Below are 19,209 nucleotides of genomic sequence, written 5' to 3' on the forward strand. Positions count from 1 at the left end.
TCAGTTTGATCGCGGGGCAAGCCCGCTCCCACCGGGCCGGTAGGGGGGGGCTTGCCCCGCGACAGGCTTCAATCGTTCTCGTGCGTTAGCTCCAGCACCCGGTCTACCAGCTTGTAGATGCCGCCAGCCGCTTCGCTGATCGACTGCGCCAGCATGTACGCCGGGGTGGTGACCAACTTGCGCTGGGTGTCTTCGACGATGTCATGCACATCGCATTCTTCATGGGTGCCGCCCATTTTGACGATGGCGGCGCTGGTGTCGGCATCGTTGCCGATGGTGCAGACCACGCCAGGGCCGTAAATCTTCGCCGCCAGCGCAGGTGAGATGCAGATCAGGCCAACCGGCTTGCCGGCTTCGGCGAAGGCTTCGGCCAAGGCCAGCACGTCTGGGTTGACGGTGCAGCCTGTGCCTTCAACGGCGAAGTTGGAGAGGTTTTTCGCAGCGCCAAAACCGCCCGGCACGATCAAGGCGTCAAAGTCTTTGGCGTCGGCTTCACGCAGGTCTTTGATGTTGCCGCGAGCGATGCGCGCTGACTCCACCAGGACGTTACGCGTTTCAGGCATTTCTTCGCCGGTCAGGTGGTCAACCACATGCATCTGCGCAATGTTGGGGGCGAAGCACTGCACCTCGGCGCCACGTTGGTCCAGGCGCAGCAAGGTAATGACGCTCTCGTGGATTTCGGCGCCGTCGAAGACACCACAGCCGGAAAGAATTACCGCAACTTTTTTCTTGGTCATGCTCACTACTCCCGAGTCGAGGCACTCAATGTCTCCTAAAACAGCAGATGCTGCCATAGGTGCCATAGTTCATTGCTCTGAGTGTGGCCGAATCCGGCGATGCTTGCCGCTTATGGCTTATCGCCGTCCTGCTCCTGTAGCGCAGCAGCTTCCTTACGCGCCACACGCGCGGCTTTGAAGCGACGACGCAGCCACAGGCAGCCGCCGAAGGCCAGCAAGCTACCGAGTACCCACAGCTCGTACTTTTTCACGTTGCCCAGCATGCCTTCGAGAATGGCCCCGAAGTGATAGGCCGCAGCGCCCAGTGCCAGGGCCCAGACCGCTGCACCGATGCCGTTGAGCAGTAAGTAACGGCGTGGCGGGTAGCCTGACAAACCAATGGCCACCGGCATGACGGTACGCAAGCCGTAGACGAAGCGGAAGCTCAGAACCCAGATGTCCGGATGACGGCGGATGTGTTCGAGTGCCCGGTCACCCATCAACTGCCAGCGCGGTTTGCGTGCCAGCAATTTGCGCCCGTGTTTGCGCCCCATGAAGTACCAAAGCTGGTCACCGGCGTAGCTGCCGAAGAAGGCCACCAGGACCACCAGGTTGATATCCATGTATCCGCGGAACGCAAGGAAGCCTGCGAGAACCAGAATGGTCTCACCTTCGAAAAACGTGCCTAGAAAAAGGGCAAAGTAACCAAAATCCTGCAGGAATTCTTGGAGCATTTTCTGGGTGCTGGCGAAATGAACGCGCAGCCTAACCCTTCGTGGCCGTTGGGGAAAGTATCCAAATGTGTCTCGACGTTAACATTTCCTACAAGGACAATGACTGCGCCCTTAAGTCGCAGGGTTGTCCCATGCCGTCATACAAGCGTCATAATGGCCGCTTATAACTGTCGCGCTCGCCCGCCTGAGCGGGCTCAGGAGTCTGCCGTGAGCTTTACCCCCGCTAACCGTTTGTTTCCTGCCACTCGTCTGCGTCGCAACCGTCGTGACGAATTTTCCCGTCGCCTGGTGCGCGAAAACGTACTGACCGTCGATGACCTGATCCTGCCGGTGTTTGTGCTCGATGGCGAGAACCGTCGCGAAGAAGTGGCCTCGATGCCGGGTGTAGAGCGTCTGAGTATCGACTTGCTGCTGGAAGCGGCGCAGGAATGGGTGAAGTTGGGCATTCCAGCGCTGGCGCTGTTCCCGGTGACGCCAACCGAAAAGAAATCCCTGGACGGTGCTGAGTCGTGGAACCCGGATGGCATTGCTCAGCGTGCCACGCGCGCGCTGCGCGAGCGCTTCCCGGAGCTGGGCGTGATTACCGACGTTGCCCTGGACCCGTTCACTACCCACGGTCAGGACGGCATCCTCGACGAAGAAGGCTACGTCCAGAACGACATCACAGTTGACGCTCTGGTCCGTCAGGCACTGTCCCACGCGGAAGCCGGCGCTCAGGTGGTTGCCCCTTCCGACATGATGGACGGTCGCATTCAAGCCATTCGTGAAGCACTGGAGCTGGCTGGTCACGTAAACGTGCGTATCATGGCGTATTCGGCCAAGTATGCCAGCGCTTACTACGGCCCCTTCCGCGATGCAGTCGGTTCGGCCCTGAACCTGGGCAAGGCCAACAAGGCCACCTACCAGATGGACCCGGCCAACAGCAACGAAGCCCTGCATGAAGTGGCTGCGGACCTGGCCGAAGGCGCCGATATGGTGATGGTCAAACCAGGCATGCCGTACCTGGATATCCTTTATCGGGTCAAGGATGAATTCAAGGCCCCGACCTTTGTCTATCAAGTCAGTGGCGAGTACGCCATGCACATGGCTGCGATTCAGAACGGCTGGCTCAGTGAAGGAGTGATCCTCGAATCCCTCACGGCCTTTAAACGGGCAGGAGCTGATGGCATCCTGACCTATTTCGCTGTTCGCGCTGCTCAATTGTTGAGAGGGCAATAAGGCCCTTCAGGAACGCCAGATGAATAACGAAGTACTCAGTGATGTCGCTATGAAGCAAGCTCAGCCTGTGCCAGAGCAGATGCTCGAAACGCCGCCGGAGCCTGCTGCCGTGCCTGAGCCGGTGGCCGAGGTGGAGGCGCCCGCACCTGCACCTGTGGCGACCCCGGTTTCTGTTGCTCCGGCCGTCGCTATTCCCGGCCTGGATGACAGCAGCCTGTACATTCACCGCGAGTTGTCCCAGCTGCAGTTCAACATCCGCGTGCTCGAACAGGCGCTGGATGAAAACTACCCGCTGTTGGAGCGGTTGAAGTTCCTGCTGATCTTCTCCAGCAACCTGGATGAGTTCTTCGAAATTCGTGTGGCGGGCCTGAAAAAGCAAATCACCTTTGCCCGTGAGCAGGCCGGTGCTGACGGCCTGCAACCGCACCAGGCGTTGGCGCGGATCAGCGAAGTGGTGCACAGCGAAGTCGATCGCCAATACGCGATCCTAAACGATGTGTTGCTGCCAGAGCTGGAAAAACACCAGATCCGCTTCATTCGCCGCCGTCACTGGACGACCAAGCTCAAAACCTGGGTGCGACGTTTCTTCCGTGACGAGATCGCACCGATCATTACCCCGATTGGTCTTGACCCGACGCACCCATTCCCATTGTTGGTGAACAAGAGCCTCAACTTCATCGTCGAGCTCGAAGGGGTGGACGCCTTTGGTCGCGATTCTGGTCTTGCGATCATTCCGGCGCCGCGTCTGTTGCCACGGGTAATCAAGGTGCCGGAGGATGTCGGCGGCCCAGGCGACAACTACGTATTCCTGTCTTCGATGATCCACGCACATGCCGACGATCTGTTCCAGGGCATGAAGGTCAAGGGCTGCTACCAGTTCCGCCTGACCCGTAACGCCGACCTGGCGCTGGACTCCGAAGATGTCGAAGACCTTGCCCGCGCCCTGCGTGGTGAGTTGTTCTCACGCCGTTATGGTGATGCAGTGCGGCTGGAAGTAGCCGACACCTGCCCTAAACACCTGTCGGACTACCTGCTCAAGCAGTTCAGCTTGAGTGAGAGTGAGCTGTATCAAGTCAACGGCCCGGTCAACCTGACCCGACTGTTCAGTATCACCAGCCTGGATAGCCATCCGGAGTTGCAGTACACGCCGTTCACGCCAGCGATTCCCAAGCTGTTGCAGAACGCCGAGAACATTTTCAGCGTGGTCGGCAAGCAGGACATCCTGCTGATGCACCCCTTCGAGTCGTTCACGCCGGTGGTCGACCTGCTGCGCCAGGCCGCCAAAGATCCACATGTATTGGCTGTGCGCCAAACCCTGTACCGCAGTGGTGCCAACTCGGAGATTGTCGACGCCCTGGTCGATGCGGCACGTAACGGCAAAGAGGTCACGGCGGTGATCGAATTGCGCGCACGTTTCGACGAAGAGTCCAACCTGCAGATGGCCAGCCGTCTGCAGGCGGCGGGTGCAGTGGTGATTTACGGTGTGGTTGGCTTCAAGACCCACGCCAAGATGATGCTGATCCTGCGCCGTGAAGCAGGTGAGATCGTCCGTTATGCCCACCTGGGTACGGGTAACTACCACGCAGGTAACGCGCGCCTGTATACCGACTACAGCCTGCTGACCTCCGACGATGCCTTGTGTGAAGACGTCGGCAAACTGTTCAGCCAGTTGATTGGCATGGGCAAGACGTTGCGCATGAAGAAGCTGCTGCATGCGCCGTTCACCCTGAAGAAAGGCATGCTCGACATGATCGCGCGCGAAACCCAGTTTGCCCTTGAAGGCAAACCTGCGCACATCATCGCCAAGTTCAACTCGTTGACCGATCCAAAGATCATCCGTGCCTTGTACAAAGCCAGTCAGTCAGGTGTGCGCATCGATCTGGTGGTACGTGGCATGTGCTGCCTGCGTCCAGGAATTGCCGGGGTGTCGCATAACATCCAGGTGCGTTCGATCATTGGTCGATTCCTGGAGCACACCCGGGTGTTCTACTTCCTCAATGGCGGGGAGGAGCAGATGTTCCTTTCCAGTGCCGACTGGATGGAACGCAACCTCGACAAGCGGGTTGAGACTTGCTTCCCGGTCGAGGGCAAGAAACTGATCTTGCGGGTGAAGAAGGAGTTGGAAGGGTATCTGACCGACAACACCCACGCCTGGATCTTGCAGCCTGATGGGCGTTATGTGCGCAGCACGCCTACCGGCAACCAGAACCCACGCAGTGCCCAGGCCGCTCTGCTCGAGCGCCTGAGCAACCCGGTCCTCAGCGTACGCTGAGGACGAAGCCGACCCGGGTCAGCCACTCGGCCTCCAGGCCGAAGTCGGCCTGGGTCAGCTGATTCTGTTCCAGCCAACCGGCTGGGAATTCCACATCCAGGCTATCGCCTGCCGCGTGCAGCGTGACGGTCGGCATTTGCTGAGTGCCGCGGATGTGGTGGAACAGGATCGCAAAACGCAGCAGCACGCACAGGCGAATCAACTTGGTGCCGTCTTCGCCGAACTCGGCGAACTTGTCCTTGGGAATGTTGCGGCGATGGCCGCGTACCAGCAACGCCAGCATTTGCTGGTCTTCGCGGGAGAAGCCGGCCAAGTCCGAGTGCTCGATCAGGTAGGCGCCGTGCTTGTGATAGTGGTAGTGGGCAATGTCCAGACCCACTTCATGCACCTTGGCCGCCCAGCCGAGCAGCTCACGCCAGATACCGTCTTCCAGGTCCCAGGCCTTGGCCACCTGGTCAAAGGCATGCAGGGCTTTGCGTTCGACGCGGGCTGCCTGACCCTGATCAACGTGATAGCGCTCCATCAGCGAGGTCAGGGTGCGCTCACGTACGTCTTCATGGTGATGGCGGCCCAGCAGGTCGAACAGCACGCCTTCACGCAGCGCGCCGTCGCAGTGATCCATGCGCTGCAGTTCCAGGGCATCGAAAATCGCTTCGAGAATCGCCAGGCCCGCCGGGAAAATGGCCCGGCGATCAGGTTTGACGCCTTCGAAGTCGATCTTGTCGGTTTCGCCCAGCTTGAACAGTTTGCGTTTGAGCCAGGCGAGCCCCTCAGCGTTGACTTCACCGTTGCCCATGCCGCCAGACTTGAGTGCCGAGCCAATGGCGCGAATAGTCCCGGAAGAGCCGATGGCTTCATCCCAGGTCAGGCGGTGTAGTGCGTTTTCGATGCTCATCAGCTCAAGGCGCGCAGCGGTGTAGGCCTGAGCGTAACGTGCCGGGGTGATCTTGCCGTCGCGGAAGTAACGTTGCGTGTAGCTGACGCAACCCATCTGCAGGCTCTCACGCAGCAATGGTTCGAATCGCTGGCCAATAATGAATTCGGTACTGCCGCCACCGATGTCGGCTACCAAACGTTTGCCGGGGGTATCAGCCAAGGTGTGGGACACGCCCAGGTAAATCAGGCGGGCTTCCTCACGGCCGGAAATCACTTCGACCGGGTGCCCGAGAATCTCTTCGGCGCGGCGGATGAACTCGCCGCGGTTGCGGGCTTCGCGCAGGGCGTTGGTGCCGACGATACGCACCGAGCCCGCCGGCATGCCGCTGATCAGCTGAGCGAAACGCTTGAGGCAATCCAGGCCGCGCTGCATGGATTCTTCGTTGAGCTGACGTTCTTCGTTGATACCAGCGGCCAGCTGAACCTTTTCCCCAAGCCGCTCAAGGATGCGGATCTCGGTATGGTGGGCCTTGGCCACAACCATATGAAAACTGTTGGAGCCCAAGTCGATGGCAGCGATCAAGGACAGATTCTTGGCTGAGGTTTGCGGCATGGTCGTGGCTTCTCGGTCGATAACCCGGCAATCCTGCCACGATCCAAGCCTGACGCCAACGCGCAGCGTATCAAGGCTTGATGTGGGGCAGGTTGATTGAGGAAATATGACTTTCCCGTGACTGCGATGATATGCGCGGTCATGCACAACTATAGTTACACTCAATCGTTCGCGGCTTCCTGTCCGTCGCAGGTGCGGCTATGATGGGCCACGTTTTTTTGCTTACGACCTTGGAGACTTCCATGAGCAGCGATCTTATCAAACACGTCACCGACGCCACCTTCGAAGCCGAAGTTCTGAAGGCAGAAGGCCCGGTGCTGGTCGACTACTGGGCTGAATGGTGCGGCCCTTGCAAAATGATCGCTCCGGTACTGGACGACATCGCCGCTACCTACCAGGGCAAACTGACTGTCGCCAAGCTGAACATCGACGACAACCAGGAAACCCCGGCCAAGCACGGCGTGCGTGGCATCCCGACGCTGATGCTGTTCAAGAACGGCAACGTCGAGGCCACCAAGGTCGGCGCACTGTCCAAGTCTCAGCTGGCAGCCTTCCTGGACGCCAATATCTGAGTCAAAAAAGCCCCGCATTCGCCGGGGCTTTTCTTTATCTGGTGACTAGACGCCAGAAAATGCAGGTGTTACATTCGGCCTCGCACTGTTTTTTTGGTGCCCTCTGCACGCCGTCGCCGACGCATCCCTAATTCGAATCAGTACGCGATCCTGTCGCCATCTCTGCGGCGCGGCTTCATTAAGCCAGAAGCTTAATTCTCCCTTCTTACATGATTACGTCACTCCCCTTATGAACCTGACTGAACTCAAGCAAAAGCCGATTACCGATCTGCTCGAAATGGCCGAACAGATGGGCATAGAAAATATGGCCCGTTCGCGCAAGCAAGATGTGATTTTCTCCCTGTTGAAAAAGCATGCGAAAAGCGGCGAGGAAATCTCCGGTGACGGCGTGCTGGAGATTCTCCAGGACGGCTTCGGCTTCCTGCGCTCGGCCGATGCCTCTTACCTGGCCGGCCCGGACGACATCTACGTCTCGCCAAGCCAGATCCGTCGCTTCAACCTGCGTACCGGCGACACCATCGTCGGCAAGATCCGCCCGCCAAAAGAAGGCGAGCGTTACTTCGCCCTGCTGAAAGTCGACACCATCAACTTCGACCGGCCGGAAAACGCGAAGAACAAGATTCTGTTCGAAAACCTGACGCCGCTGTTCCCGAACGAGCGCCTGAAGATGGAAGCCGGTAACGGTTCCACCGAAGACCTCACCGGCCGGGTTATCGACCTCTGCGCCCCGATTGGTAAAGGTCAGCGTGGTTTGATCGTTGCTCCGCCAAAAGCGGGCAAGACCATCATGCTGCAGAACATCGCGGCCAACATTACTCGTAACAACCCCGAGTGCCACCTGATCGTTCTGCTGATCGACGAGCGCCCGGAAGAAGTAACCGAAATGCAGCGCACTGTGCGCGGCGAAGTGGTTGCCTCGACCTTCGATGAGCCGCCAACCCGCCACGTGCAGGTGGCTGAAATGGTCATCGAGAAGGCCAAGCGCCTGGTTGAACACAAAAAAGACGTGGTCATCCTGCTCGACTCGATCACCCGTCTGGCCCGTGCCTACAACACCGTGATCCCAAGCTCCGGCAAGGTGCTGACCGGTGGTGTCGATGCTCACGCCCTGGAGAAGCCAAAGCGTTTCTTCGGTGCTGCACGTAACATCGAAGAAGGCGGCTCGCTGACCATCATCGCTACCGCGCTGGTTGAAACCGGCTCGAAGATGGATGAAGTGATCTACGAAGAGTTCAAGGGCACCGGCAACATGGAGCTGCCGCTGGACCGCAAGATCGCCGAGAAGCGCGTATTCCCGGCCATCAACATCAACCGTTCCGGTACCCGTCGCGAAGAGCTGCTGACCGCTGACGACGAACTGCAACGGATGTGGATCCTGCGTAAGCTGCTGCACCCGATGGACGAAGTAGCGGCCATCGAGTTTTTGGTCGACAAGCTCAAGCAGACCAAGACCAACGACGAGTTCTTCTTGTCGATGAAGCGCAAGTAAACTATTGCGTTGTGCAAGAGCCGGGGCAACCCGGCTTTTTGCTATCTGTACTTTGGCTATTCTGGCTGGCCGGGTTAGGCGATACACTTTGCACCCCGACCGGTACGGCGAATACGAGGCTTTTGCATGCAGTATCGCGATTTGCGCGACTTTATCCGAGGCCTGGAACAGCGCGGCGAACTCAAGCGCATCCAGGTTCCGATCTCTCCAGTTCTGGAAATGACCGAAGTCTGCGACCGCACCCTGCGCGCCAAAGGCCCGGCGCTGTTGTTCGAAAAGCCTACAGGCTTCGACATTCCAGTACTCGGCAACCTGTTTGGCACGCCAGAGCGGGTGGCCATGGGCATGGGCGCCGAGTCGGTCACCGAACTGCGTGAAATCGGCAAACTGTTGGCTTTCCTCAAGGAGCCTGAGCCGCCCAAGGGCCTCAAGGATGCCTGGTCAAAGCTGCCGATCTTCAAGAAAGTCGTGTCGATGGCGCCGAAAGTCGTCAAGGATGCGGCCTGTCACGAAGTGGTCATCGAAGGTGACGACGTCGACCTCGCCATGCTACCGGTACAGCACTGCTGGCCGGGCGATGTTGCGCCGCTGATCACCTGGGGTCTGACCGTCACCCGTGGTCCGAACAAAGAGCGCCAGAACCTGGGGATCTACCGTCAGCAGGTGATCGGCCGCAACAAGGTCATCATGCGTTGGCTCAGCCACCGTGGCGGCGCGCTGGACTACCGCGAGTGGTGCGAGAAGCATCCGGGCCAGCCATTCCCGGTTTCCGTTGCCTTGGGCGCAGACCCGGCGACCATTCTGGGGGCTGTTACCCCGGTGCCCGATACCCTGTCCGAATACGCGTTTGCCGGCTTGCTGCGTGGCAACCGTACTGAGCTGGTCAAATGCCGTGGCAATGACCTGCAGGTACCGGCGACTGCCGAGATCATTCTTGAAGGGGTGATTCATCCGGGCGAGATGGCACCAGAAGGCCCTTACGGCGACCACACCGGTTACTACAACGAAGTCGACAGCTTCCCGGTGTTCACCGTCGAACGCATTACCCACCGGCAAAAGCCGATCTACCACAGCACCTACACCGGGCGGCCGCCTGATGAGCCGGCAATTCTCGGTGTTGCACTCAATGAAGTGTTCGTACCGATCCTGCAGAAGCAGTTCCCGGAAATCACCGACTTCTACCTGCCGCCTGAGGGCTGCTCCTACCGCATGGCGGTAGTGACGATGAAGAAGCAGTACCCAGGGCACGCCAAGCGGGTCATGCTCGGTGTCTGGTCGTTTTTGCGACAGTTCATGTACACCAAGTTCGTTATTGTCACCGATGACGACATCAACGCCCGTGACTGGAACGATGTGATCTGGGCCATTACCACCCGCATGGACCCCAAGCGCGACACGGTAATGATCGACAACACCCCGATCGACTACCTGGACTTTGCCTCGCCGGTTTCCGGCCTGGGTTCGAAGATGGGCCTGGACGCGACGAACAAGTGGCCAGGCGAAACCACCCGTGAATGGGGACGTGTCATCGTCAAGGATGAAGCGGTCACCCGGCGGATCGATGAGCTGTGGAACCAGTTGGGAATAGACTAAATGCAGGTAACCTTGCAGCCGTCCGGGGCAGTGTTGGTGCTAAACCCCGGCGAAAGGATTCTGGATGGGGCGCGGCGGCTTGGCTACGACTGCCCGCAGAGCTGTCGCAATGGCAACTGCCATGTCTGTGCAGCGTTGCTGGTGGAAGGACGGGTGCGTCAGGAGGGGCAGGAGCGTGATCATGGCGAACTGTTCACCTGCATCGCCGAGCCGCTGGAGGACTGTGTCTTGTTGTGGGATGGCGTGCTCGCGTTAGGCGAGTTGCCGGTACGGACGCTGGCCTGTCAGTTGAGTGAGTGCGTTGAGGTCGGTGGCGACGTCTGGCGGGTGCGCCTGCGCGCGCCAGCCGGCAAACCGCCGCGCTACCATGCCGGGCAGTACTTGATGATTGAGCGTGACGGCGGCGACAAGGCAGCATTCTCGCTGGCCTCGGCGCCCCACCGCGGGCGTGATCTTGAGCTGCATGTGCTGGCGCGCGAAAACAGTGCCGTAGAGCTGATCGCACAGTTGCAACGCAACGGTATGGCTCGGCTTGAGATGCCGTTTGGCGACACACACTTGGCGGAGCTGCCCGACGGCCCGTTGGTGCTGATTGCAGCAGGCACTGGCATGGCGCAAATGCATAGTTTGATTGAGCATTGCCGTGCCCAGGGCTTCAAGCATCCGGTGCACCTGTACTGGGGCGTGCGACTTCCGGAAGACTTCTATCAGATCGAGCATTGGGCTGAGTGGGAACGCTTGCCGAACCTGTTCCTGCACAAGGTCGTCAGTGATTTGTGTGGTTGGGAAGGGCGCTGTGGCATGTTGCATGAGGCGGTCTGCGAAGACCTGGGCGACCTGGCGGGCGTGTATGTGTATGCCAGCGGCTCACCGAACATGATTTACGCCACTCTCGATGCACTGGTTGAAGCGGGAATGGATGCGCACCAAATGCGTGCTGATGTATTCGCTTATGCCCCTCGCGGTTGAATGACGGAATAAGGCACGCTGCAATGGCGTGCCGGTTTTAATAACCACACTTGTTTGTGCCCGGCATAACACGATTATTATTGCCAGCAGCGTAAATAACTTTCGCTACACTTGAAACAACACCCGTTTGTTCGCTCAAAGCCTTTTGTAGAGCGCTTCCAGGGGTGGGGTGAGGCTTGTATTGAACCTGCGATCTGCCGTACGGTAAGTACGTGGATGATGTATTGGTTTACAGTGACTCACTTCAGTAGTTCACGAGGAATTCTGGCGGCAGCTATGTCGGCGATTGAAACTGCATCCTTTAATGTGGCTTATCCTCCGTTGCTCGATTTCGGACAACAACTGACACTTGAGCAACTTCAACTTTCGGTACAGCACACCATGGCCCGGCATCAGGGTGGCCCGGTGTGGTTGTTTGCCTACGGTTCATTGATCTGGCGTCCGGAATGTAATGCCGCTGAACGGCGGCGGGCCAAGGTGCATGGCTATCATCGAGGGCTTTACCTCTGGTCGCATGAGCATCGGGGCACGCCGGAGTGTCCTGGCCTGGTGTTCGGCCTGGATCGCGGTGGTTCGTGTGGCGGCTTTGCCTATCGCCTGCCGGACGAATGCCTGGAAGATTCCCTGTTAGCCCTGTGGCAGCGCGAGATGCCCTATCCGGCGTATAGGCCGCACTGGCTCAGTTGCCGTTTGGATGATGGCAGCAAGGTTCAGGCCCTGGGCTTTGTGTTGGAACGGCACCTGCCGTGCTATGCCGGCAATGTGCCTGACGAATTGCTCAGTCAGATCTTCGCCACGGCCAAGGGTCGTTACGGCAGCACCCGTGATTACGTAGAGCAAACCCTCAATGCCCTGCGCAGCCATGCCATGCCTGATCGCAATCTTGAAGCACGCTTTGACGCTTTGTGTAGGAGCGGGTTTACCCTGCGATAGCAATCTGTCAGGCACATCGTATCGCGGGGCAAGTCGGATCGCCGCACCGCCGCTCCTACAGTCAATAATGAGAATTGTTATTTTGTAGGCTGAGCTTGCACGCTACCATAGCGCCTTGAATCTGATGGAACACAAAAGGATCAAGGATGAAGTGGTTAGCAGTACTGTTGTGCCTGGGTGCGAGCATTGCCCAGGCCGACGTCAAAATCGAGTTCGTTGAGAAAGTCATTCCGGTGTATCCCGCCGAGCTGCGCAAGGCAGCTATCACCGGTTCCGTTAAAGTCGGCTTTAACGTGCTGGCCAACGGCTCGGTCGCTGATTTGAAGGTGATTCAGAGCAGCGATCCGGCATTTGCTGATGCTGCACTTGATGCCGTCAAACAGTGGCGCTTCAAACCCTGGACTGTATCCAAGGAAAACCCCGCGTCGATCGAAGTACTCAATGAGCTGCGCTTTCGCCTGAACGACAAGAATGAGTGGCGGGAGCTCTATGAGCTCGCCGGGCTGGTGCTGATGACCTGCAAGCAGTTCAACGACGAAGTGGCGCTGTACCGTAAAGACGACCCGAACAGATCGCTCGCCGACATGGATACCACGCTGTTGTCGATTCGCATGATTTCGCACTATGAAGTCGACGGCGCCACCAGTTACATGGAGTCAGTTGCGACTGGGAACGCCTTCAGAAAGGCACTGCCGAAAATTGCCGAGCAGTGCCAGACCTATCCGGGCGTAGACTTCGTCGATCTGTGGCCGGCCTACTTGCGTGATCGCCTAGTGCCCGCGCGCTAAAGCGCTCAACGCATCGTCACCACCAGCTTGCCGACGGCGTTGCGCTGACCCAACTGGTCGATGGCCGCTCCGGCCTCGGCCAGTGGATACGTGCGCGACACCAGCGGTTTGAGCTTGCCCTCGGCGTACCATCTGAACAGCTGCTGGAAGTTCGCCGCATTGTCGGCCGGTTGACGCTGCGCGAACGCGCCCCAGAACACGCCAAGTACTGCCGCACCCTTGAGCAGTGCCAGGTTCACCGGTAGCTCGGGAATGCGCCCACTGGCGAAACCCACCACCAACAAGCGGCCATTCCAGGCAATACCGCGCACGGCTTGGTCGAACAGGTCGCCACCCACCGGGTCGTAGATCACATCGGCACCATTGCCGCCGGTCAGGCGCTTGATCTCATCCTTGAGGCTGTGCTCGCTGTAGTTGATCAGTTCATCGGCACCGGCAGCCTTGGCCACTGCAAGCTTTTCGGCGCTGCTGGCCGCGGCAATAACGCGAGCGCCCATGGCCTTGCCGATTTCTATCGCTGCCAGCCCGACTCCACCGGAAGCGCCCAGCACCAGCAGGGTTTCACCGGCCTTGAGCTGACCACGTTGCTGCAGGGCATGCATCGAAGTGCCGTAGGTCATGCTGAAGGCGGCGGCGTGAGTGAAGTCCATTTGCTCGGGGATCGGCAGCACGTTGTAGGCTGGCACCGCCACTTGCTCGGCAAAACTGCCCCAACCGGTCAGCGCCATGACCCGGTCACCGACCTTGAGAGTGGTGACCTTCTCACCTACTGCACGGACAATGCCTGCCGCTTCGCCACCGGGCGAGAACGGCAGCGGTGGCTGGAACTGATACTTGCCCTCGATGATCAGGGTGTCGGGAAAATTGACCCCGGCCGCGTGTACTTCCAGCAGAACTTCGTTCTTCTTCGGCACCGGGTTTTCGACTTCTTCCAGAACCAGGCCTTGAGCTGGCCCCAGCGTTTTGCACAACACTGCTTTCATCGGGACTATTCCTTTGCGCGTAGTGGCCGATAAGTGTAGGTGGGCACGCTGTTGGGTCAATGAGCATGGCCTGGCCTGATAAGTGGGTATAAGCGCTGTGGGAGCGGGCTTGCCCCGCGATGCTATGTGACTGACACACTGCAATCGCGGGGCCAGCCCGCTCCTACAGGGATTAGCCGCTTGGGTTTGACCGGTGCGCTGGGTATGCTGGCGCCAACTGTATGAGGAGAGAATGCGTGAAAGCGTGGATCGTGATGGTACTGGCGCTGATGCTGCCGATGGCGGCCATGGCCGAAGAAGCCAAGGAAGGGGAACCGAAGGTCTCCTACATCTCCTTGAGCCCGCCCTTTGTGGGCAACTATGCCCTTGATGGCGGCCCGAAACTGCGCGTGTTCAAGGCTGACGTTGCGTTGCGCGTCAACAGCGATGCGGCGGCGACGGCGGTCAAGCACCATGAACCCTTGATCCGTAACCAGTTGGTGGCGCTGTTTACCCAGCAGAACCTGGAAAGCATGAGCAACGTTGAAGCCAAGGAAAAACTGCGTCAGGAAGCTCTGAAGCAGGTTCAGCAGGTGCTGGAAAACGAAGAAGGCAAGCCAATGGTCGATGACCTGCTGTTCAACAACCTAATCGTGCAGTAAATCGCGCAAGCCTTACGAGGTAAGGCTGCGGCGAAAACGTCCCAGGGCAATGGCGAAAAACGTCAGGCCGATGGCTGCCAGGGCCAGTACGTCGGGCCAGACCACGTCCAGCCCGGCGTCGCGAAACAGAATGGCGGCACCCAGGCTGACGAAATGGGTCGACGGCGACAGTTGCATCACCCACTGCAGCCACTGCGGCATGCTGTCCAGAGGTGTGCTGCCGCCAGACAACAAGAGCATGGGGATGATCACCGGAATCGCCAACAGGCCGAATTGCGGGGTCGAGCGCGCCAGGGTGGCCAGGAAAATCCCCAGCGCTGTACTGGCAAACAAATACAGCGCTGTCACGCTCAGGAACAGTGCCAGCGAGCCGGCCAACGGTACGCCCAGCGCACCTTTGACCACCACTTCCAGTGACACCCAGGTACATAGCACCACCACCAGCGCATTGCTGCCGATCTTGGCCAGCATGATTTCCAGCGCCGTCAGTGGCAGCACCAGCAAGTGATCGAGCGTGCCGTGTTCACGTTCGCGCAACAAGGCTGTGCCGGTCAGTACAATCGCCAGGATGGTAATGTTGTTGACGATCTGAATCACCGCCAGAAACCAGCCGCCTTCCAGGTTCGGGTTGAACAGCGCTCTGGGGCTGATCTGTGCTGGGCTGTTGGTGGCCGCCGAGCCCTGATTGGCGTATTCCAGCAGCTCGCGCTCGAAAATCCGCCCGATGTAGCCTGCGCCCATGAACGCTTGGCTCATGGCGGTGGCATCGACATTGATCTGCAGCTCAGGCGAGCGCCCGGCCAGCAAGTCGCTCTGGAAGTTGACCGGCACATTGATGACGAAGGTGAACAGGCCGCTGTCCATTGCTTGGTCGAGCTGGTCGTAGGCTAACGGTACGGCAGGCTGGAATTCGGGCGGTTGCAGCGACTCGGCCAGTTTGCGCGAAAGCCGGCTGTGGTCTTCATCGATAACCGCAACGCTGGCGTTGTGCACGCCAATGATCGACCCGGCAGCCGGCATGTAGATCGCCACACTGAAGGCATACAGCAGGAACAGCAGCAGGACGCTGTCGTGGCGCAGGCTGGTCAGCTCTTTGAGGCCCAGGCGCAGTGTGTGTGCCAAGCGCTGCATCAGGCCTCCTGCTTTTTGAGCATGACCAGGCTAAGCCCGGTGAATCCGAGGAAGAACGCCAGCAACGCCAGGCATTGCGGCCACAACTCACGCAGGCTCAAGGCCTTGGTGAAGGTGCCGACGGCGACATCGAGAAAATAGCCCGCCGGAAACAGCTGTCCCATCATCGCTGCCGAGCCATCGAGCGATGAACGCGGCACGATCAGCCCGGAGAACTGAATGGTTGGCAGGCTGGTGATGATCATGGTGCCGAGGATCGCGGCGATCTGGGTGCGGGTGAACGCCGAGATCAGCAAGCCCATGCTGGTGGTTGCCAGCAGGTACAGCAAGCCGCCGCAGGCCAGGGCCAGGGCGCTGCCTTTGAACGGGACGCCGAACAGCCAGCGGTTCATAGCCACCAGCAAGGCCAGGTTGATCAGGCTGATGGCGAGGTAGGGGGCCTGTTTGCCGAGCAGGAACTCCAGACGGGTCAGCGGTGTGGCATAGAAGTTGGTGATCGAGCCCAGTTCTTTCTCGCGAACAATCCCAAGTGCCGTGAGCATCGCTGGAATGAACGCCAGAATCAGCGCCATCACCCCGGGGCCGATCGCATTGACGCTGACCACATCCTGGTTGTAACGAAAGCGAGTTTCCAGACGCACTGGCGATTGCCCGGCCTGCGCTTTGCTACTCAGGGCGGCCAGTTGTTCCAGGTTGGCTTGATGCACCGCTTCAACATAGTTACGGCTGGTCTCGGCGCGAAATGGCATACCACCGTCGAGCCAGGCCGCTACCACCGGCTGGCGACCGGCATGTAGATCGCGGCCGAAGCCTGGTGGTATCTCCAGGGCCAGTTTGATTTCCGAGCGCTGCAAACGCTTATGCAGTTGCGTTGAGTCGTGAATCGGCGGTTGCTCGGCGAAGTAGCGTGAGCCACGGAAGGCTTCCAGGTAAGCGCGGCTTTGGGGGCTCTGGTCCTGGTCATACACGGCAAAGGCAAGGTTCTCCACGTCCAGCGAGATACCAAAGCCAAAGATCACCATCATGAACATGGCGCCCAGCAGGGCAAATGCCAGGCGCACTTTGTCGCGCAGCAGTTCTTTGCCTTCGCGGGTGGCCACGGCGAACAGGCGCCTGATACTGAAACCCTGCGCCATCGGCAGGGGTTCGGTGGAAGCGGGCGTATCCAGTTGGGTCGTGGCTGTCGGCGCTTCGCTGGCGCCTTGGGCTTGCTCCAGGCAGGTCACGAAGGCGTCTTCCAGTGTTTCGCCGCCGAACTGCTGTTGCAGCGCGGCGGGTGTGTCGCAAGCCAATACCTTGCCAGCGTGCATCAGGGAGATGCGGTCGCAGCGCAGTGCTTCGTTCATGAAGTGTGTGGACAGGAAGATCGTCACGCCCTGATCCCGTGACAGTTCAATCAACAGGCGCCAGAAATCATCGCGCGCAGCTGGGTCAACCCCTGAGGTAGGTTCGTCGAGGATCAGCACTTCCGGGCGGTGCAATACCGCGACCGCCAACGACAGACGCTGACGCAAACCCAGGGGCAGGGCACCGGATTGTTGATCGGCGATTTCGCCCAGGTCGAATCGCTCGATCAGCTCGGCGATACGTGGTGCGCTTTCAGCTTTGGGCAGGTCGAACAGACGGGCGTGCAGTTCAAGGTTCTGTCGTACGCTGAGTTCGCCATACAGCGAGAAGCTTTGAGACATAAAGCCGACGCGTTTGCGCGTGGCCAGATCCTTGGCGTCTACCGGGCGACCGAGCAGTGTGGCACTGCCTTCACTGGCAGGCATCAGGCCGGTGAGTACCTTCATGGTGGTGGTCTTGCCGCAGCCGTTGGAGCCGAGAAAGCCGAAAATCTCACCGCGGCCAATGGCGAAGCTGACCTTGTTCACGGCGGTGAAATCACCGAAACGCAAGGTCAGTTCATGGGCTTCGATGGCAATCGTGGTATCGCCTTCAGGGCGTGGCGGAATCTGCAACGGCTGAGCATCGTGTGCACTGTCGCCCTGGAAGTGAGTGAAGGCGTCGTCCAGCTTGCCGGTGGCAGTGACGCTGGCCAGCTCTTGGCTGAGCCCGGCGGCAATCAAGGTGCCACGATCGAGCATCAGGCAATGTTCGAATTGTTCGGCCTCTTCCATGTAGGCGGTCGCCACCAGCAGGGTGAGCTGTGGTCGCTCCTGGCGCACCTGTTCTACCAGCTCCCAGAAGCGTCGGCGCGACAATGGGTCTACACCGGTGGTGGGTTCGTCGAGAATCAGCAAGTCCGGCTCGTGGATCAGCGCACAGCACAAACCCAGTTTCTGCTTCATTCCGCCAGACAACTTGCCCGCAGGCCGATCAGCAAAGCGTGCAAGGTCGGTGGCCAGCAGCAGGTTGTGCATACGCTGCTCGCACTCTGCGGCACTGAGACCAAACAGAGTGGCAAAGAAGCGGATGTTCTCGCTGATCGACAGCTCAGGGTAGAGGTTGTTGCCCAGGCCCTGAGGCATGAACGCGATGCGTGGGTACAGGCTGTTGCGATGGCGGCGCTTGCGGATTGAACCACCGAGTACGGAAAGCTCACCCGCTTGCAGCTTTTTAACCCCGGCGATCAGCCCGAGCAGGCTGGACTTGCCGGCGCCATCGGGGCCGATCAGGCCGCAGCGGGTGCCGGCAGGCAGGTCGAAGGAGATGTCCTGCAAGGCCTTGAGCTTGCCATAACGGTGGCTGATGCCTGCGGCCTGCAGCGCCAGTGCGTTCATTGCAGGTTGGCCGGCCAGTCCACATCAGCCGTGCGCACGTAACCGGCACCGGGCATCCCCGGCTTGGCCTGTGGCACCGCACTGGGTTCGGTCAGGCGCAGCTTGACCCGGAACACCAACTTCTGGCGTTCATCGCGGGTTTCCACCTGTTTCGGGGTGAACTGCGCCTTGGCGGCAACAAAGGCAATTTTCGCCGGGAGGGCCTTTTCCGGCAGGGCGTCGAGCACCACGCGCGCCTGGTCGCCCACGGTCAGGCGGCCGGTGGTGGAGGCGGGCAGGTAGAGGTTCATGTATTGATCGTTGGGATCGATCAGCATCAATACCCGGCCACCGGCGCCGAGCACTTCACCCGGTTCGGCCAGGCGTAGCTGGATGACGCCATCGATAGGTGCGCGCAGGCTGCTGTCATCGATCTCACTGGTGAGTTGCGCGACCTGCGCCTCGGCGGCTCCGATGGCGGCTTTAATGGCGGCCAGTTGCGCGCGTGCGGCAACCACGGCGGAGTTGGCGGTGTCGTAGCGTGCCTGTTGCTGGTCGAGCAGCTGTTGGCTGGCATATTTGCGCTGGAAAATCTCCCGCACCCGCTTGAGTTCCTGGCTGGCCAGCAGCAGTTCGCTCTGGCGCAGTTGCACGTTGGCCTGGGCGGCGGAGTAGTTTTCCTGGGCGCGCAGTACCTCGGCCTCGGCCTGACTGCGTTGGGCTTCCAGGGTGCGGGTGTCGATGCGTGCCAGCAACTGGCCTTGGCGCACCGTGTCACCTTCATCGACCAGCACCTCGGCCAGGCGGCCGGGAATTTTGCTGGCGATTTGCACTTCAGTGGCTTCAAGCCGACCGTTGCCCATGCTCAAACCTTCAGGCAAGCGATCGTGCAGGGATTTCCAGTAACCCAGGCCGCCCGCAGCTACAAGCAGGGCGATCAGGGCGCCGGCAAAGAGTTTTGGGGTTCGTTGGCTCATCA

16 protein-coding genes are annotated in these 19,209 nt (G+C 59.6%); 9 read left to right on the forward strand and 7 right to left on the reverse strand.

Translation table 11 applies throughout. From position 1 onward, the window contains the following. Positions 1-68: 68 nt before the first annotated feature. Entirely contained in the window at positions 69-737 is a 669-nt protein-coding gene (gene elbB / locus E1573_RS12145) for an isoprenoid biosynthesis glyoxalase ElbB (protein WP_133213929.1), read from the reverse strand. Between the two features lie 110 nt (positions 738-847). Next, entirely contained in the window at positions 848-1,450 is a 603-nt protein-coding gene (locus tag E1573_RS12150; protein ID WP_133213931.1) for a DedA family protein, read from the reverse strand. A gap of 207 nt (positions 1,451-1,657) precedes the next feature. On the opposite strand from E1573_RS12150, the gene hemB reads away from it, so the two are divergent. Next, positions 1,658-2,668 (forward strand): porphobilinogen synthase, encoded by a 1,011-nt coding sequence (gene hemB, locus E1573_RS12155; protein ID WP_133213933.1) that lies wholly within the window; start codon positions 1,658-1,660, stop codon positions 2,666-2,668. A 79-nt stretch (positions 2,669-2,747) separates the two neighbouring features. After that, the gene (gene ppk1, locus E1573_RS12160) at positions 2,748-4,940 is read left to right on the forward strand and encodes a polyphosphate kinase 1 (RefSeq protein WP_371925160.1); all 2,193 of its coding nucleotides are present in this window, start codon (positions 2,748-2,750) and stop codon (positions 4,938-4,940) included. Here the strand turns inward: ppk1 and ppx are convergent. Further along, positions 4,927-6,429, reverse strand: coding sequence for an exopolyphosphatase (ppx, locus tag E1573_RS12165; RefSeq protein WP_133213937.1), 1,503 nt, complete (start codon positions 6,427-6,429; stop codon positions 4,927-4,929). The genes ppk1 and ppx overlap by 14 nt on opposite strands. A gap of 242 nt (positions 6,430-6,671) precedes the next feature. Here ppx and trxA point away from each other — a divergent pair, with 242 nt between their 5' ends. The 6 genes from trxA to E1573_RS12195 all read left to right on the forward strand — a co-directional run bounded on the left by trxA (position 6,672) and on the right by E1573_RS12195 (position 12,773). Then, positions 6,672-7,001 carry a thioredoxin TrxA gene (trxA, locus tag E1573_RS12170; RefSeq protein ID WP_045201042.1) on the forward strand — a complete coding sequence of 110 codons (330 nt, stop codon included), beginning with the start codon at positions 6,672-6,674 and terminating at the stop codon, positions 6,999-7,001. Between the two features lie 229 nt (positions 7,002-7,230). Continuing rightward, positions 7,231-8,490: a transcription termination factor Rho gene (rho, locus tag E1573_RS12175; protein ID WP_010221159.1), complete on the forward strand. Its 1,260-nt coding sequence runs from the start codon at positions 7,231-7,233 to the stop codon at positions 8,488-8,490. A gap of 126 nt (positions 8,491-8,616) precedes the next feature. Continuing rightward, the gene (gene ubiD, locus E1573_RS12180; protein WP_133213939.1) at positions 8,617-10,083 is read left to right on the forward strand and encodes a 4-hydroxy-3-polyprenylbenzoate decarboxylase; all 1,467 of its coding nucleotides are present in this window, start codon (positions 8,617-8,619) and stop codon (positions 10,081-10,083) included. After that, the gene (locus E1573_RS12185; protein ID WP_133213941.1) at positions 10,084-11,052 is read left to right on the forward strand and encodes a CDP-6-deoxy-delta-3,4-glucoseen reductase; all 969 of its coding nucleotides are present in this window, start codon (positions 10,084-10,086) and stop codon (positions 11,050-11,052) included. It abuts the gene before it with no gap. 276 nt (positions 11,053-11,328) lie between these two features. Continuing rightward, positions 11,329-11,985, forward strand: coding sequence for a gamma-glutamylcyclotransferase (locus tag E1573_RS12190; RefSeq protein WP_133213943.1), 657 nt, complete (start codon positions 11,329-11,331; stop codon positions 11,983-11,985). A 146-nt stretch (positions 11,986-12,131) separates the two neighbouring features. Then, positions 12,132-12,773 (forward strand): energy transducer TonB, encoded by a 642-nt coding sequence (locus E1573_RS12195; RefSeq protein ID WP_133213945.1) that lies wholly within the window; start codon positions 12,132-12,134, stop codon positions 12,771-12,773. A 5-nt stretch (positions 12,774-12,778) separates the two neighbouring features. On the opposite strand, the gene E1573_RS12200 is transcribed toward E1573_RS12195, so the two are convergent. After that, the gene (locus tag E1573_RS12200) at positions 12,779-13,756 is read right to left on the reverse strand and encodes an NADPH:quinone oxidoreductase family protein (protein WP_133213947.1); all 978 of its coding nucleotides are present in this window, start codon (positions 13,754-13,756) and stop codon (positions 12,779-12,781) included. 236 nt (positions 13,757-13,992) lie between these two features. Between E1573_RS12200 and E1573_RS12205 the strand changes: the two genes are divergently transcribed. Then, the gene (locus E1573_RS12205; protein WP_133213949.1) at positions 13,993-14,397 is read left to right on the forward strand and encodes a flagellar basal body-associated protein FliL; all 405 of its coding nucleotides are present in this window, start codon (positions 13,993-13,995) and stop codon (positions 14,395-14,397) included. A gap of 12 nt (positions 14,398-14,409) precedes the next feature. On the opposite strand, the gene E1573_RS12210 is transcribed toward E1573_RS12205, so the two are convergent. From E1573_RS12210 to E1573_RS12220, 3 genes are read right to left on the reverse strand one after another with little or no spacing between them, the layout of a single operon-like run. Continuing rightward, positions 14,410-15,528, reverse strand: coding sequence for an ABC transporter permease (locus E1573_RS12210; RefSeq protein ID WP_133213951.1), 1,119 nt, complete (start codon positions 15,526-15,528; stop codon positions 14,410-14,412). Next, positions 15,528-18,251, reverse strand: a complete 2,724-nt coding sequence (gene rbbA, locus E1573_RS12215) for a ribosome-associated ATPase/putative transporter RbbA (protein WP_133213953.1) — start codon at positions 18,249-18,251, stop codon at positions 15,528-15,530. Before rbbA ends, E1573_RS12210 begins: the two co-directional genes overlap by 1 nt. Further along, positions 18,248-19,207 carry an HlyD family secretion protein gene (locus E1573_RS12220; RefSeq protein ID WP_133213955.1) on the reverse strand — a complete coding sequence of 320 codons (960 nt, stop codon included), beginning with the start codon at positions 19,205-19,207 and terminating at the stop codon, positions 18,248-18,250. The genes rbbA and E1573_RS12220 overlap by 4 nt, the downstream gene beginning before the upstream one ends. Between the last annotated feature and the right edge of the window lie 2 nt (positions 19,208-19,209).

Origin of the sequence: Pseudomonas sp. H9, from assembly GCF_004353925.1 — a bacterium.
GTDB lineage: Bacteria > Pseudomonadota > Gammaproteobacteria > Pseudomonadales > Pseudomonadaceae > Aquipseudomonas.